General features: G+C 44.0%; 15 protein-coding genes. 13 read left to right on the plus strand and 2 right to left on the minus strand.

Annotation, left to right across the window (positions count from 1 at the left end):
• Positions 1 to 71: 71 nt before the first annotated feature.
• A complete protein-coding gene (gene rpmH / locus ACT6R0_RS14165; protein WP_008464848.1) occupies positions 72 to 233 on the minus strand; it encodes a 50S ribosomal protein L34 in 162 nt (53 codons plus the stop codon).
• Positions 234 to 411: 178 nt separating this feature from the next.
• Between rpmH and ACT6R0_RS14170 the strand changes: the two genes are divergently transcribed.
• The 13 genes from ACT6R0_RS14170 (at position 412) to ACT6R0_RS14230 (ending at position 14,905) form a co-directional block, all read left to right on the plus strand.
• Complete coding sequence (locus ACT6R0_RS14170; protein WP_444654148.1) at positions 412 to 951, plus strand: DUF2892 domain-containing protein; 540 nt, start codon at positions 412 to 414, stop codon at positions 949 to 951.
• A 77-nt stretch (positions 952 to 1,028) separates the two neighbouring features.
• Positions 1,029 to 1,475, plus strand: a complete 447-nt coding sequence (locus tag ACT6R0_RS14175) for a GyrI-like domain-containing protein (RefSeq protein ID WP_444654146.1) — start codon at positions 1,029 to 1,031, stop codon at positions 1,473 to 1,475.
• 157 nt (positions 1,476 to 1,632) lie between these two features.
• Positions 1,633 to 3,024, plus strand: coding sequence for a DNA recombination protein RmuC (gene rmuC / locus ACT6R0_RS14180; protein ID WP_444654145.1), 1,392 nt, complete (start codon positions 1,633 to 1,635; stop codon positions 3,022 to 3,024).
• A gap of 2 nt (positions 3,025 to 3,026) precedes the next feature.
• Positions 3,027 to 3,569, plus strand: a complete 543-nt coding sequence (locus ACT6R0_RS14185) for an acyl-CoA thioesterase (protein ID WP_444654144.1) — start codon at positions 3,027 to 3,029, stop codon at positions 3,567 to 3,569.
• Between the two features lie 176 nt (positions 3,570 to 3,745).
• Complete coding sequence (locus ACT6R0_RS14190) at positions 3,746 to 4,822, plus strand: hypothetical protein (RefSeq protein WP_444654143.1); 1,077 nt, start codon at positions 3,746 to 3,748, stop codon at positions 4,820 to 4,822.
• Positions 4,823 to 4,850: 28 nt separating this feature from the next.
• Positions 4,851 to 6,881 carry an FG-GAP-like repeat-containing protein gene (locus ACT6R0_RS14195; protein ID WP_444654141.1) on the plus strand — a complete coding sequence of 677 codons (2,031 nt, stop codon included), beginning with the start codon at positions 4,851 to 4,853 and terminating at the stop codon, positions 6,879 to 6,881.
• A gap of 220 nt (positions 6,882 to 7,101) precedes the next feature.
• Positions 7,102 to 7,281, plus strand: a complete 180-nt coding sequence (locus ACT6R0_RS14200) for a hypothetical protein (protein WP_444658526.1) — start codon at positions 7,102 to 7,104, stop codon at positions 7,279 to 7,281.
• 153 nt (positions 7,282 to 7,434) lie between these two features.
• Positions 7,435 to 8,775: a hypothetical protein gene (locus ACT6R0_RS14205; protein ID WP_444654139.1), complete on the plus strand. Its 1,341-nt coding sequence runs from the start codon at positions 7,435 to 7,437 to the stop codon at positions 8,773 to 8,775.
• Positions 8,775 to 9,395 (plus strand): DUF6705 family protein, encoded by a 621-nt coding sequence (locus tag ACT6R0_RS14210; RefSeq protein WP_444654138.1) that lies wholly within the window; start codon positions 8,775 to 8,777, stop codon positions 9,393 to 9,395. The genes ACT6R0_RS14205 and ACT6R0_RS14210 overlap by 1 nt, the downstream gene beginning before the upstream one ends.
• A 36-nt stretch (positions 9,396 to 9,431) precedes the next feature.
• A complete protein-coding gene (locus ACT6R0_RS14215) occupies positions 9,432 to 10,034 on the plus strand; it encodes a DUF6705 family protein (RefSeq protein WP_444654137.1) in 603 nt (200 codons plus the stop codon).
• A 37-nt stretch (positions 10,035 to 10,071) separates the two neighbouring features.
• Positions 10,072 to 10,695 (plus strand): DUF6705 family protein, encoded by a 624-nt coding sequence (locus ACT6R0_RS14220; RefSeq protein WP_444654136.1) that lies wholly within the window; start codon positions 10,072 to 10,074, stop codon positions 10,693 to 10,695.
• Between the two features lie 118 nt (positions 10,696 to 10,813).
• The gene (locus ACT6R0_RS14225) at positions 10,814 to 12,730 is read left to right on the plus strand and encodes a transglutaminase-like domain-containing protein (protein WP_444654135.1); all 1,917 of its coding nucleotides are present in this window, start codon (positions 10,814 to 10,816) and stop codon (positions 12,728 to 12,730) included.
• Entirely contained in the window at positions 12,731 to 14,905 is a 2,175-nt protein-coding gene (locus ACT6R0_RS14230) for a DUF3857 domain-containing protein (RefSeq protein WP_444654133.1), read from the plus strand.
• Positions 14,906 to 15,084: 179 nt separating this feature from the next.
• Here the strand turns inward: ACT6R0_RS14230 and ACT6R0_RS14235 are convergent, their stop codons facing one another.
• The gene (locus ACT6R0_RS14235; protein WP_444654132.1) at positions 15,085 to 15,660 is read right to left on the minus strand and encodes a T9SS type A sorting domain-containing protein; all 576 of its coding nucleotides are present in this window, start codon (positions 15,658 to 15,660) and stop codon (positions 15,085 to 15,087) included.
• Between the last annotated feature and the right edge of the window lie 276 nt (positions 15,661 to 15,936).

Genomic DNA, 15,936 nt, shown 5'->3' on the forward strand with positions numbered 1-15,936 from the left:
GGGTGAGGTTTTTATAAAAAAAAGGCGTTACCAATACAGGTAACGCCTTTATATATGCTTGTGTCCAAACATTATTTTTTGTGCCTAGGTTCGCTTGAAACTGTTAGTTTATGCCTTCCTTTAGCCCTTCTGCGAGCAAGCACCTTTCTTCCATTGGCAGAAGCCATCCTGTCCATAAAACCGTGCTTGTTCCTTCTTTTTCTTTTCGATGGTTGAAATGTTCTCTTACTCATTGCTTTGTATCTTTAAATCTTATTGAAATATCTTTACCGGGGATAAAGGAAACTGCCTTTCCAAAACCGAGTGCAAATATACAAAGGTTTTTTTTTCGTGCAAGCAGTTTATTAAAAATATTTTACAAATCTATATATCTGCTTTTATTACCTTTGCAACCGCAAATATAAACTGATCATGTTCAATAAAAATATTAAGCTGGCAATTGCCGCGCTCCTGTTCATAACTGCCGTATGGCAATTCACCGAAGGCAACATCGGCAACGGCATTTGCCTGCTGTTGCTTATAGGTATCGTTATACTGCTCTACTTTAAGAATGAGTACATCATCATGGCCTTCCTGCAACTGAGGAAGCAAAATTTTGACGGTGCCACCAAATGGCTGGATAAAATAAAGAACCCTGACACCGCGCTCGTACGTAAGCAACAGGGCTATTACAATTACCTGAAGGGACTTATGCTTTCGCAGACGAACCTGAGCGCTGCTGAAAAGCACCTTAAAAAAGCGGTGGAATTTGGCCTGAGCATGGACCAGGACATGGCCATGGTAAAACTTAACCTTGCCGGCATCGCGATGAGCAAGAACCGCAAGATGGAAGCCGAGAAACTGCTAATAGAAGCCAAGAAGCTTGACAAGCAGGGCATGCTTAAGGACCAGATCAAAATGATGAAGGACCAGATCAAGAAAGGCCCGCAGGTGCAAATGAGAAGATATTAAATGAGACCGTCCGAAAGGGCGGTTTTTTGTTGGGTTAAAATTACCTTTGGAAAATAATCAGTCAAAACCAATAAATAATGAACACACCCCTTACCCTCATCGGCCTGAAACTCGGCTATAAGACCACCAACAAAAACGAAAAAGCCATGGAAGACTGCGGTGCGCTGTGGCAGGAATATATGGGCGGGTTCGTACCGAATAAGATCCCGAACAAGCTCAATGGCGATACCTATGCCGTATATTTTGACTATGACGGCGACCATACCGACCCCTACTCCTACTTCATTGGCTGTCCTGTGGAAGATGGAACAGAAGTACCTACCGGACTCGACAGCATTATCATCCCCCTGCAAAAGTATGAAATGGTAACCGCCAAAGGCAAAATGCCGGACTGCGTTGCAGAGGCATGGTGCGACATCTGGCAGCGGGACATCGACAGGGCGTATGGATATGACTTTGAGATCTACCGCGGGAATATGGACTGGAATAATGCGGAAGTAGAGATCTATTTATCGGTGAAGTAACGCATCTCGACTGCGCTCGATGTGACAACCGTTCAATGACATTAATTACATAGATATTCTTAATTCCGTTGTCAGTTCGGGCGCAGTCGAGAACAATACAAAGAAATTTATATTGCGTAAATTTCCTTACTTTTACTCCTTAGCAAAAATCATTTATATGCCCGAGACCATAACCTTATTACTCGCCTTTATCATTGCCCTTGCCATCGGGACCTTTATTGGCAAGGCTGTATTTTCATCGAGATCCGCCGCCGAAAAAAAGGTGTTAGAAGAACGCAACAACAGTCTCCAAATGCAGGTGGAGCAGGTAAGGCAGCAATCGCAGACCGAGCGCCTAAGCCTCGAAAAACAGATAACCCACACCCAAACCGAGCGTGATGACCTCCGCCAGGCCAAGGACTCGCTGAGCATCCAACTCACAAAAAAAGAAACCGATTTCGACAACCTGTTTGAGCGCATGCGCGAACAGCGCCAGGAAACGGACGAGCTTCGTGAGAAATTCACCAAGGAATTTGAAAACCTTGCCAATAAGATACTGGAAGAGAAATCGAATAAGTTTACCGAACAGAATAAGGAAAACCTGAAGAACATCCTCTCCCCGCTTCAGGAAAAGATACACCTTTTTGAAAAAAAGGTGGAGGATACCCATAAGGAAAGCATCGACTATCATGCCGCCCTCCGCCAGCAGATCATCGGCCTGAAGGACATGAACGAGCAGATGAGCCGCGAGACCCTGAACCTGACCCGCGCCCTGAAAGGCGACACCAAAATGCAGGGCAACTGGGGCGAGCTGATCCTTGAGCGCGTGCTGGAAAAATCGGGACTGGAAAAAGGCCGCGAATACTATACCCAGCAAAGCCACACCACCGAAGAAGGCAGCCGCATACAGCCCGATGTGGTGATCAACCTGCCGGACGGAAAGAAAATGATCGTCGACTCGAAAGTGTCATTAGTCGCCTATGAGCGTTTTATTAATGAAGAGGACGATGTGTTGAAGGCGTTGCACCTCAAAGAGCATTGCAATTCCATACGCCGCCACATCGACCAGCTGAGCGAGAAGAACTACCACGACCTATATAAAATCGAAAGCCCGGATTTCGTACTGCTTTTCATCCCGATGGAACCTGCATTTGCAAGCGCCCTTAATGAAGACACCACATTATACAGTAAGGCTTTTGAACGTAATATCGTGATCGTGACCCCAAGCACGCTGCTGGCCACGCTGCGCACCATTGACAGTATGTGGACGAACCAGAAACAGCAGGAGAACGCGTATGAGATCGCCCGCCAGGCAGGTGCGCTATATGATAAATTCGAAGGTTTTGTGGGCGACCTGACCAAAGTAGGCAACAAAATGCGTGATGCCCAAAGCGAATACCAGAACGCCATGGGCAAGCTGGTAGATGGCCGCGGCAACATCATCACCAGTATTGAAAAACTGAAGAAGATGGGCGCCAAAGCCAAGAAGGCACTGCCGGAAAACATACTGTCGCGCGCCTTGCAGCAAGAAGAGGAAGGGAATATTGAAGACGAACTACTGAACCCATAATTATGGAAATCTCAAAAAAAGTAAGCGCCTCGAAAATAACTATATCCGAACTGATGCTGCCCTCGCATACCAATTTCAGCGGAAAGATCCATGGTGGCTACATCCTTATGCTGATGGACCAGATCGCATTCGCGTCGGCATCCAAATACAGCGGAAGCTATTGCGTAACAGCATCGGTAGACACAGTAGATTTCCTCAACCCTATCGAGGTGGGCGAATTAGTAACCATGAAAGCCTCTGTAAACTATGTTGGCAACAGTTCGATGGTGGTGGGCATACGCGTAACTTCGGAAAACATCCAGACGGGCAAAGTCAAGCATTGCAACTCGTCGTACTTTACAATGGTCGCTAAAGATGCTTCAGGAAAAAATGTCACCGTACCAAGGCTTGTTTTGTCAGGCCAGGACGATGTGCGCCGCTTTTGCAACGCTCTGAAACGCATTATGCAAAAGAAAGAACACGAGCAGCACCAAACGAAATTCGACCATAATTCGCCTGAAGTTTTAGAGTCGCTGAAGCAGTACCGCATTGAGTTCGACCTCTAGCAACAACAGCTATAACATTTGAAATTTCGCAATGATGGATCTCATCGGCTTTTCGTGTATTTTACCGGTTAAACTTTTAACAAATAAGCAGATAACTTTTCCATAATGAAAAGTTAAAGCAAAAAGGTTTTATCATATATTTGTTATCATTTTATAAAAATTGCTACGATAACATTATGAAAAAACTTTACGTTTTAAAAACTTTATTGTTTTTATCACTATTCATTGCACTTACCTCATGCGGCGATGATGAGGGATATAAGAAAGTATCACCTGTCCAGCTCGACCTTACTGCTGTGCCTTACCCCAAGCTTTCGGACTACAAATTCTTTAAGGGGGAGATGAAAGACCATGACCCCGTCTACAAGGTTTTACCATACGACCTGAACAGCGGACTTTTTACAGACTATGCCCACAAAAAAAGGTTCATATGGATGCCAGAAGGTGTGAACGCTACCTATACCGCAGATGCCGACATTTTGGACTTCCCTGTAGGGACTGTGCTGATCAAATCATTTTATTATGACAACGTACAGCCGGCGAACACTACCCGGATCATAGAAACAAGGCTGTTGATAAAGAAAGATAACGCCTGGATATTTGCCAATTACATTTGGAATGATGACCAAACCGAGGCAACCCTTGACCTGGCCGGCGGTTACACTCCCATATCATGGAAAGAGAACGGGGTTACCAAAAGCACTAATTATCAAATACCTTCTGCTGCCGAATGCCTTGTGTGCCACAAAGTAAATGACAGCCCCATACCCATTGGCGTAAAGCCGCAAAACCTTAACAGGTCCTTCGCTTATCCTGACGGTACCGAAAACCAGTTGTCGCGATGGATCGATGAAGGCTACCTTGATGACAAACCCAACGACATAACATCGACAGTAGACTGGACCGACGAGACCAAACCCCTGGACCTGAGGGTACGTTCGTATATTGACATTAACTGCGCGCACTGCCACAAGGAAGGCTCACATTGCGACTATATGTCCATGCGCTTTGCGTTCAGCGAAACCGTAAACCCGCAAAACATTGGCATCTGTGTGCCACCACAGGAGAAGCCCGACCCGGCGCTTACACATATCGTTGCCAAAAGGAACCCTGAGCGTTCGGCATTGTTTTACAGGATCAGTTCTGTAGTCCCTTCGGAAAGGATGCCGATACTGGGACGGACCGTAGTGCATGAAGAAGCCGTTGCAATGATCGAGCAATGGATCAATGCCATGGAAGGTTCATGCCCTTAAATTTATCAACTACTAACAAAGATAAACTATGAAACAAATTTTTACCCTTGCGCTTTTGTGCCTCAGCCCACTGGCATTACTGGCCCAAACTGACTGCGGCCATCCGCAGGCTGCAGGCCCCGGCACCCATAGCGTTGCATTGACAACGGGAAGCCAGGTACCCGACCCTGTCTGCATTCCCGGTAACGGAAGCGTAACAAAAGGAGGCTGGTACATTTATACTCCCTCCCAACTCCATACAACAACTGTAAGCACCGAAGCATCCGGATTCGATACGCGTGTGCATGTGTATACCGGCAGTTGTGATGGCCTTACCTGCATAGGCGGTGATGATGATGGCGGAACAGGGCTTACTTCACTGATCAGCTTTATGGCCGAAGCCAACGTAACATATTACATCGTTTTTGATGACAGGTGGCGCAATTCGCCCGGTTATAGCGACAACTTTTCATTCACACTGACTGAAGAAGAATTCGTCCCTCCGGCCTTTACACAACAGCAGGTAAGCATTGGCGGCATTACCAGCTGCGTGGTCGACATGAACGGCGACTACCTTGATGACGTTGTTGGTGTTAGCGACGGCATGGTACATGTATTGTATCAAACCGCCAACGGCAGCGGCTTTACCGCACAGGACCTCCCAGCGCTGAATTCGCAACGGTCACCTACCTGGAGCATTGCCGCCGGCGACTATAACAAAGACGGGTATAATGACCTGCTTTACGGTGACGGAGGAGGATCGGTAGTGATGCTGTCCAACAATACCGGAACAGCATTTACTGCAAAGCTTGAAACGCCTGACAGCTTCCTGACGCAACGAACTAATTTTGTCGACATTAATAACGACGGCCAGCTTGACGCCTTTATGTGCGATGATAACGCGGCCAATGTATATTTCCAGAACACGGGCGGCAACAATGGTACGTTTAAGCGAAGCGGCCTGAACGGTGCGCCAGACCTTGGAATATTCTTCTCGGGCGGCAATTATGCATCGATATGGGTGGATTATGACGATGACGGCGACATAGACCTGTATATTGCCAAATGCCGTGGTGCCAATAACGATGCCGCGAAAGACGAGCTGCACCGCAATAATGGCAATGGTACCTTTACCAATGTAGCGCAGGAGCTGGGCTTTGCGGACTATCACCAGTCATGGTCGAGCGCATGGGCCGACTTTGACAACGACGGAGACATGGATGTGCTTGTGGGCAGCAACGCCGGACTGGACGGCTCATTATTCACACAAAAGCTGATGCGCAACAACGGCGACGGTACTTTTACCAACGTTACTGCCGGTTCGGGATTAGAAACCTTTACCGGGACAAGCAGGGATTATGTAGCACATGACTTTAATAACGATGGATTTACCGATGTATTAGGCGGCGGCAATCACATTTTGTACAATACGGGGGGACTCACTTTTAATCCTGTGCATATCAATTTTGGCAACGGCCCTGTAGGCGACCTTAATAATGACGGTTTCCTTGACGTACAAAACGGAAACACGCTGAACCTTGGCTATGACAACGGCAACAACTGGCTGAAAGTACACCTGAAAGGCATCGAGAGCAACCGCAATGGCATAGGCGCCCGCGTGGAAGTATATGTGAACGAGACTGACAAATTCTGCCGCGAGATACGAAGCGGCGACGGGTTTGAGTACATGGGCTCGCTGAACGCACACTTTGGCCTTGGCCAAAATGAGACGATAGACCATGTAGTGGTAAAATGGCCTTCGGGGACTGTGGATGTGAAAGAAAATGCCACTGTGAACCAGTCACTGCTTGTCGAGGAAGGTGCATTCCCGCTTGGTGTGAATGAGGCAGGTAAACAGCTTTTCAGCCTGTATCCTAACCCTGCCAAAGAGGTACTGACAATATCTGGCAGCCTTGATATTGCAAGCGCTAACATCTACGACCTTACCGGAAGGCTTGTAATAGCTGTGGACATAAAAGATGCGACCATACCGGTCCATCAGCTTACGAAAGGCAGCTACATCGTCATCCTGCATGATACGAACGGAAAACAGCATTCGGCGAAATTCATAAAAGACTAAAATAGCTAATCTGTAAATATGATCCCCGTTTCCTTTGAGGCGGGGATTTTTATTGCGGAAATTACCTGCTCCATAAAAACAGGTAATTACTACCTATATCAATAGAGAAGTATTGTTTAACATTGTATAAATTTTTCACACACATCCCAACCTTTTTGTGGTAATAGGCATCCTACTTTAGAGGGACACATATCATCTAGTAACCAACTAATTTATATATATGATGAAACACGATCGAAAAAAGCCCTGGAGGCTGTTGTTTTGCTTAATGCTACCACTACTGCTAACGCAATGTGCCCCTGAAGAAAGCGTTGTCAGGTCGCAAAGTACAAACTCAGGTGAATTGAGGTCACGCCTTGTTTCGCTTGATGAACTTGAAAAAATGCCACGCTTTATGTAAAAGCTCAATTCGCTTACTGTAAGTAAGAACAAGCGTCTTGCCTACAGCGCAAAGCATAAATTTTCTGTTGAGACGGAACAGGTACTGCTTATTGAAAAGGGGAATTACCAATCATTGAGCTTTCCTGTTTATAGGGAAAATCCATCCAGGGATATGGAGAACCTATTCCTGCATCCTCACAAAGGAGGCTATTTGGCTTTTTTGGCCAGTTATCAACTTGATGCCGCCGATCTTGCCAACCTAGACAAAGGCAACCCTATTACGGGTTTGCTATCAAAAGTCCGGTTTACACCGCTTGATGAGTTTGACCTTTCAGATATTGGCGCCGAAGTACATTCCGGAAATGTTTACAACGACCCCGGTTACACAGGTATTTTGTACTGGTTCGAAGGTAAGTGCTGGCGCATAGATCATGTTGCCGCCGATCTTTCGTCGTTTACAATAGTGCCCTGCCCCAACTGCGGGTGTACGCCTCCCGGTGGTGGCACAGGAGAAGGCTCTACAGGCAATAATAATACCCCGGGCGCTTTACAACAGCAATACCTTGCCATAGTAGACCTTATAGGCGGGAGTAGCGGAAGCTCTTCCGGCGGGCCGGGAAGTCCCGGAAGCGGGGGTGGTACTCCCTATATACCAAGAGCGGGTTTTTACTCGCCTTTTAATCCGGTAAAGCCCTCGGAGGTAGACCCTATGGAGCCGCAAGACGAGGATTTTTATCACCCACAGCCTATTATTGGGGTGGTGTCGCCGAACCTGATTGTGGAAGATCCGCATGAGAAAAACTGTGAGGAATTGAAAAAAATGCTGGAGAATCAGGCTATTAAGAACAAAATTATTTCACTTCAAAATGCTGCAAATGATTCCAATAAGAAAAATGAGGAAGGCTATGCATTAAAACATCCTGCATCTAGTAATAACACAACGCTAACCCCGGAACCTTTAGAACCCACATCAACCTCTCTTGGCGCCGCAGTAAAAATAAAATATGGTAGCGGCTACTACGGAGCGCTACATGACCATCCTTTCCCTGACCCAACAGATCCCAATCGAATAATACCGATGTTTAGTGTTTCAGATATGTATAATTTTGGCAATATTGTTCTAAAATATAATAATGGGATATCTAAAGATTACAATAAATTTGTTTTCACTTTAAGCGTTAAAGGTGGAAGCGAGGGCTCACAAACATCCACATATGCTTTAAAGATTGAAAATTGGATTCAATTTAGCGGTAATTTCATGACAACATATTTTAATATGTCTGATGATGATAAGAAAAGTTTTGGCGCCGACCTTGCAAAAAAATATACTGATATTGAGAAAAATACAGCAAATCTTGGACCAATGCAATATATGAAAGTACTTTTTAAATTTATGCAAACCAATAACATCCGAGGAGTTGCAATTTATAAAGCAAATGATAACCTTACCCAATGGGAAAAGCAAGTATTCAATCCTGCAGATAACACAATAACATCACAACCTTGTCCATAATGAAAAATATTCTAATACTTATAAGTTTTATAATTACAGCAAACTGTAATGCTCAAACCATACTATCATTATACGATGGAGAGAGAGATATACAAGGCGCTTACTACAAAGACCTCAACAATGACCTCAATAATTTTGTTGGCACCTGGAAATATGCTAATGGTACTACATCTTTAACCATTATATTGCAAAAGAAAGAAATGCAAAATCACAGTTACAGCTATAATAACATAAGTTATTACGAAGATATTATTGTCGGAGGCTATCAATATATAGAAAACGGTATTGAAAAAATCAATACACTGTCACAGTTGTCAATTAATCTTCCGAAAAGTTATGATTACCATATTGCAGGAAATATAATTTTGCCGCCGGCTGCAACTAACTGTCTTGGATGCATTTCAAATATGAGAATTGTGCACCTTGGATTTACGGACCCGAACCGCTCGATATTAGGGATGGAGTCCAGAATGATGTTTGCCAGGGCTGATTCCGGAGGTGTTCAAAAACTTTTACTTAAATTCAGGGCGTTGTCCGGGGGGCTTGAGGATCCTGACCACCCGCGACCGTATAATGAATACACAGTACCTTTTGGCGAATATCTTTTAGTGAAACAATAATTAAGGGCTGCCCGTCGCGGCGGGCAGTTTACTACCATGAAGACAATTTTTGTAATAGCGGTTTTGGTTTTGGGGAATTGTATAATGGCCCAGGATCTTCCTGTTTTAAGCACTACTTCATTGGCTAATGAAGAAGATGATTTAAAAATTGGTAATCACGGAAGTTATGCCGTTGATACTAATAATGAGCGCGACCAATACGTTGGTTTATGGGAATACAATCAAAATGGCATCATCTTTCAACTAAAAATTGAAAAGAAAGATAAAGTAGTCAGGAGATATAAATTTAATGGTGTAGTGACAAAATATAGTTTCTGCGATAGGGTTATATTGAAATATAAAATAGTTAAGAATAACATCGTTATATATGACAATCTATCCGAATTGAATGTTGATCCTGAAACTGGCTGGGGGCTAAAGAAAGGGAGTTTACAAGTCTTATTTGGGCGTATACTTGACCGCACCCGTAATGTAAGAGGTTCGTATACAATAGAGAAACTATCCGGCAATCCACAAAAAATAAATTTCAATTTAGTTTTGGGAGATTATAAATTTTTAAATGATCCTTCTTTCTATCAGGATGGCCAGCCGTTATTCAGCATCCCTACCGGTGGTATTGAAATGGTAAAAATTGATTAAACTAATAACTGCCCGTCCCGGCGGGCAGTTTACTATTATGAAGACAATCTTTTTAATATCGCTTTTATTTGTCAGCATTGGTTGCAAAGCACAATCCCCGATCAAATCTTTGTATGAAGACGATACTAATATACAAGGCGCTTATTACAAAGACCTAAACAATGATCTTAGTAATTTTGTTGGTACGTGGAAATATACCAACGGTACTACATCTTTAACCATTACATTGCAAAAGAAAGAAATGCAAAATCATAGTTACAGCTATAATAACATAACTTATTACGAAGACATTCTTATAGGAGGCTATCGATATATTGAAAATGGTGTTGAAAAGATCAATACGCTGCCACAACTTGAACTGAATCTCACGAAAAGTTATCAATATCATATTGCAGGGAATATTATTTTGCCGCCTGCTACAGATAATTGCTATGGATGCCTGCCAAACATGAGAATGATACACCTTGCATTTTCAGACCCAACCAGGGAAGTTTCCGGAATGGAATCAAAAATGGTTTTTGCCCGTGCAGATTCAGACGGTGTCCAAAAACTGCTTTTAAAGTTTGTAGTAACATCAGGGGGCTATAACAATATAAACAATCCGCGCCCTCATAATAGCTATACCGTTCCTTTTGGAGAATATCTTTTAGTGAAACAGTAAATTTCGGCCACTAATAATATCCCCATTTCCATGTCAAAGGAACGGGGATATTTTTTTCATAACAAATTGTTAAACATTCGGCAATTGGCTATATTGCGCCATTAAACCAACACTGATAATGAAGCGCTTTACCCTCCTGCTGTTTGCCTTTGCACTACAAACAGTTCATGCCCAAAAGAACATAGACCCTACCCCTGAAGATATTTCTACCGCAAAAAAACTGCGTGAAAAATACAGCAAGGATGACGTTGCTATTCTTGAAGCTGCCGAGACCATAACTTTTGAGCTTGGCAAAAAGGACCAGGGTGTTTCGGTAACCAATAACGTTCGCGAAAAGCTGATGAACATTGGACACCGTGCCGATATCCAAAAGGCCGAATTTTATGATAGTGAGTCGGAGATACAGGAATTCAGTATGAAATTCCGCAATGACAAGGTGGCGTATTTTTTGGTAAAGGACGAATTCTATAAAAGCGATGACCTTTTTTACAACGACTACAGGGTAAAATACATGACCGTGGATTTCCCGGTGCAAGGCTACATTTACAATTATGAGCTCAATAAAAAATACAAAGACGTAAAGTATTTTACCTCACTGTACTTTCATGATGATTACCCTACGGTAAAGAAGGAATTCGTGATCACTGTGCCGGACTGGCTGGAGGTAGAGCTAAAGGAATTCAACTTTGAAGGTTATGCGGTAAAGAAGTCTAAAAAAGCCGACCCGAAAGGCAAGGGTACCATTTATACCTACTCGCTTGAAAATATGGACGGTTTCCCTAAAGAAGAATCGACACCGGGTCCAAGCTACCTGTACCCGCATATTTTGGTCATTGCTAAATCGTACACTGTTGACGGCAAGAAAAACACACTGTTCAACTCCACCGCCGACCTGTACAAATGGTACAAATCGCTCGTGGACACCATGGACGAAAAGCCCGATGCGATGAAGGAGAAGGTAAAAGAGCTTACGGCCAACGCCAAAACCGACGATGAGAAGATAAAGAACATATATTATTGGGTGCAGGACAATATTCGCTACATAGCGTTTGAGGACGGGCTGGCCGGCTTCCGTCCTGATGCGTCGCAAAACGTTTTCCAGAAGCGCTACGGCGACTGCAAGGGCATGGCCAACCTTACCCGCCAAATGCTGAAACTTGCAGGCTATGATGCAAGGCTTACATGGATAGGCACCAAAAGGATAGCCTACGATTATACCATACCGTCATTGGGTGTAGACAACCACATGATATGCACACTGCTTAAAGACGGCAAGCAATACTTCCTGGATGGTACCGAAAAGTACAACTCCTTTGGCGAATATGCCGAAAGGATCCAGGGGAAGGAAGTGATGATCGAGGATGGCGACAAGTTCATCATCGGTAAAGTACCGGTGGCAGAAGCTTCAGCCAATAAAGAGATATATAATGCTACCTTTAAAGTAGATAACGAGACCCTTACAGGAAAGGTGAACGGCAGCATGAAAGGTGAAAGCCGCGCGTCGTTCCTGTACGGCTATAATAACACCAAGAACGACAAAAAGGAGAATGCCCTGCAATATTACATTTCAAGGGGTGACAAGAATTTTTCGGTTTCCGGCATTGTGACCTCTGACCTGGCCAACCGCGACAAGGTGCTGACCATTGAATACAATGCGGGCGTGAAGAACAAGGTATCATCCTTTGATAATGAATTGTACATCGACCTGGATTACACGGAGGAATTTTCGGGCCTTGAGTTCAAGGAACGCAAAACCGATTTCGAGTTCAGCTATAAAAAAGATTATGAGTCGAACATCACATTGGAGATACCAGCCGGATATACTGTTACACGCCTGCCGGAACCGCTCAACGTGAACACGACCGATTATGCGATCAATGTTTCATACGAGCAGAAAGGCAATGCCATCCTTTATAAAAAACATTTCCTCATTAAGAACGGCACTATTAAAAAATCAGATTTCACTAACTGGAATGCTGCCATTGCCGGACTGAAAAACCTTTATAACGAAACCATTACATTAACCAAGCTATAAATGAAGACCAGGATCTTAACCTTACTGTTCGTATGCATTACGGGCATGGCTTTAGCACAGGATAAAGCCAAAGCCGAAATCAAGGAGTCTTTTTGGGGCAAGGATGACGCCTACAAAAAGTCCAATACCATTCCCGACAAGTGGAAAAATGAGTCGGCCGTGGTGATCTACAAAAATGAAAATTACGACTTCCATAAATTCGGGCAGAATGTAACCTACATCTCCTCGGTACGCAAAAGGATCAAACTTCTGGACCAGGCCGCGGTGACGGAGTTTTCTGAATTTTCGTTCAAGGACCGCTTCATGTCTTCAAAAGGAGGGGGCTGGACTTTTAAAAAGGGGACCAATGTGATCGGTATTAAGGTTGTTAAGCCCGATGGCACCGAAAGGGAGATCAATGTAGCAGAAGAGGCCGTAACTACCGACGACCAAAAAAAGATAGCGATCTCTAACCTTGAAGTAGGTGATATTATCGACTTTTACTACCACTCTACCGAGCCGTTCAAAAGCAAGTTCCAATATGGATTTGAGCCGGTTGAACAAACCCTAGGTGATGATTACCCGATCATGAACATGAAGATCACCTTTAGGACCGAGAATGACTTTTTTGTAAACTTTGCAACCTACAACGGCGCACCCGAATTAAAGCAGGTGCCATCTGAAGATAGTAGTGAACGCAGGTATGAGCTTGTGGCGACCGATATTGAGAAGAACGACTTCCCGCGATGGTTCTACCCATTGGCAGAATTGCCTTGCTACAAGTTCCAGGTATATTTTGCCCGATCGGGAAAATTTGAAGAATTGGCCACAGCCTACCTTCCGGAAAAAGAAGATGTCATAAAAAGATCGGTATCAAAAGAGGAGATACTGAATTACTACGAATCCAAGTTCAGGCCGTACGGAGACATAGGCGACATAAAAGATTTCCTGAAAAAGAAGACGTTTAAAAACAATGCCGAGAAAGTGCGTGAGGTATACTATTACACAAGGCACGCTTACTATACCCGATACATTGAGGCTTTCATTGCCGATGATACTAAGATAATCAATCCGTATGAAGTATATGGCTATTACAAAAATCCGGTTTTCCTGAGGAGCGAGCGCGAGTTCATTAACCACTTCATGGTATTCCTTAAAGACCAGAAACTGGATTATGACATCATAGTTGCCACACCGCGTGTAAATGGTACTATACAAGACCTCCTGATCGAGAACAACGCCAGCGTGATGCTTAGGGTAAATACCGAAGAACCTGTTTACCTGCAATTCTTTACCCCCTACACGAATGCTGACCAGATCAACTATACCATTGAGGATACAGATGCCTATGTGCTAAAAATTTCGAAAGGCAAACGTGTGACCGACATTGAAACGGTAAAGCTCCCTGCATCGGCGTATAAAGACAACTTTACCAAAGAAGTGGTTAATGTTACGCTTTCAACTGACCTCAATACTGTTAACGTTAAGAGGCAGTCTTCGTTGTTTGGACATAATAAAGATCATGAGCAGGACGATAAAATGTACTTTTTTGACTATGTTTATGAAGATTACGGTAAGTATGGTACCGAGCAGCTTATAGACCTGGTACGAAACAAGAAAAGGAAAGAGCAATACGGCAAGGAATTCGACGCACTGAAAGCAAAGCTGAAAGACAAGCAGAAGAAGGAATTTGAGGAGTCTGCGGAATCGGAATTCGGTTTTGAGATCGAGGACCACAAGCTAGAGATAACAAGTACGGGGCGCTTTGGCAAAGCTACTCCGTTCACCTTTGACGATGAGTTCAACGTAAAGAACAACCTTATTAAGAAGGCAGGTGCCAATTATGTATTCGAGATAGGCAAGCTTATCGGCGAGCAGACGGACATTGAGGAAAAAGAACTGAAGCGCACCAACAACATCTATATTGCATTTCCAAGGTCGTTCGAAGAAGAGATAACCATGACCATCCCTGACGGCTATACGGTTACCGGGCTGGATAAGCTGAACAAAAAAGTAGAGAATGCTACAGGAGGCTTTGTAAGCACCGCAACCGTAGAAGGCAATATGCTAAAAGTAAAAGCATATAAATACTACACCAGGTCCTACCAGCCCAACAGCAACTGGAAGGATATGGTGGCTTTTCTTGACGCAGCCTACCAGTTTACCCAGGAAAAGGTCCTGCTGAAGAAAAACTAAATGAAGAAGCCCTCACAAAGAGGTCTTTTTTTGTGGTATAGTGTACAGTTATGTCTCTGTGATGAATTGTATGCCGGCTCTATGATATCCTTTGATACTATTATATATTTAACAACACAATTACAAAAAGCCCCGACGTACCAAGTCCGGGGCTTTTAAAATATACACACACAAAATTTTTATTTTTTTACTACGGTCATTTCTTTGATCGCTTTTCCTGCATATGCCTTTACATAATAAGTACCCGCACTATAGTTATCCATATATAATTTTACGGTTGCGTTTCCGGCAGTAGTATTTACGACCAGCCTGCCACTTTGGTCATACACTTCCACCCTGTCGATCACTGATCTCGAATTGATAGTCAGGACATCTGTAGTCGGGTTCGGGAAAAAAGCGAAATCGGGCGCGTTCAGTTCCCCTGTACCCATCACCTGCTGTGTTGTGATCGTACCCTGCATCATGGCATGGATATTACACCTGTAGTTCGTAGATCCAACGACAGTAAATACGCGCGAATACTCCTGGTTGCTGCCTGCAAGCTGCCCGCTGTTAAAGGTCTCCGCGCCACCCGCAATGCTCGTTACCGTATGCGGGGCGCTATCATCCCACGTCCATTTTACCGTATCGCCTGCATTGATGGTCTTAGAAGCCTGAGCCGATGACACCCCCATAAACCAGCTTACTACATGCGTGGTCTGCGCGCTCATGCCTATCGAGGTTATAAGTAAAATAAATAGTAGATCTTTTTTCATGGCAATTCTTTTAAGGTTTATGATTTTGATGTAAAGCTACTCACATTGCAAAGCACTATTTTTACGTTTTGAGAATTGCCGGGGTTTCAGTTAGTATCTGTAAGCTATTACTTAGTATTCGAGAATTTGGGCGTGCCGCCTTCGTTAATACTACGGCGTCGGGCTTTCGCCTTTATCTTTTCCTCCCGATAGTTATCGGGGAAAAAGGATATCGGCTCTATCCCTCACGCAGCCGTTAACTTTCATATTTTCGATACCGACTCATAATAAAAAACC

It is taken from the genome of Flavobacterium sp., assembly GCF_052437795.1.
GTDB lineage: Bacteria > Bacteroidota > Bacteroidia > Flavobacteriales > Flavobacteriaceae > Flavobacterium.

Excerpts from the sequence above, each read along its gene's own strand:
- ACT6R0_RS14170 (WP_444654148.1), top strand. The coding sequence starts at position 412 with ATGTTCAATAAAAATATTAAGCTGGCAATTGCCGCGCTCCTGTTCATA.
- ACT6R0_RS14190 (WP_444654143.1), top strand. The coding sequence starts at position 3,746 with ATGAAAAAACTTTACGTTTTAAAAACTTTATTGTTTTTATCACTATTC.
- ACT6R0_RS14235 (WP_444654132.1), bottom strand. The coding sequence starts at position 15,660 with ATGAAAAAAGATCTACTATTTATTTTACTTATAACCTCGATAGGCATG.
- ACT6R0_RS14230 (WP_444654133.1), top strand. The coding sequence starts at position 12,731 with ATGAAGACCAGGATCTTAACCTTACTGTTCGTATGCATTACGGGCATG.
- ACT6R0_RS14185 (WP_444654144.1), top strand. The coding sequence starts at position 3,027 with ATGGAAATCTCAAAAAAAGTAAGCGCCTCGAAAATAACTATATCCGAA.
- rmuC (WP_444654145.1), top strand. The coding sequence starts at position 1,633 with ATGCCCGAGACCATAACCTTATTACTCGCCTTTATCATTGCCCTTGCC.
- ACT6R0_RS14200 (WP_444658526.1), top strand. The coding sequence starts at position 7,102 with ATGATGAAACACGATCGAAAAAAGCCCTGGAGGCTGTTGTTTTGCTTA.
- ACT6R0_RS14210 (WP_444654138.1), top strand. The coding sequence starts at position 8,775 with ATGAAAAATATTCTAATACTTATAAGTTTTATAATTACAGCAAACTGT.
- rpmH (WP_008464848.1), bottom strand. The coding sequence starts at position 233 with ATGAGTAAGAGAACATTTCAACCATCGAAAAGAAAAAGAAGGAACAAG.
- ACT6R0_RS14225 (WP_444654135.1), top strand. The coding sequence starts at position 10,814 with ATGAAGCGCTTTACCCTCCTGCTGTTTGCCTTTGCACTACAAACAGTT.
- ACT6R0_RS14205 (WP_444654139.1), top strand. The coding sequence starts at position 7,435 with ATGGAGAACCTATTCCTGCATCCTCACAAAGGAGGCTATTTGGCTTTT.
- ACT6R0_RS14215 (WP_444654137.1), top strand. The coding sequence starts at position 9,432 with ATGAAGACAATTTTTGTAATAGCGGTTTTGGTTTTGGGGAATTGTATA.
- ACT6R0_RS14195 (WP_444654141.1), top strand. The coding sequence starts at position 4,851 with ATGAAACAAATTTTTACCCTTGCGCTTTTGTGCCTCAGCCCACTGGCA.
- ACT6R0_RS14175 (WP_444654146.1), top strand. The coding sequence starts at position 1,029 with ATGAACACACCCCTTACCCTCATCGGCCTGAAACTCGGCTATAAGACC.
- ACT6R0_RS14220 (WP_444654136.1), top strand. The coding sequence starts at position 10,072 with ATGAAGACAATCTTTTTAATATCGCTTTTATTTGTCAGCATTGGTTGC.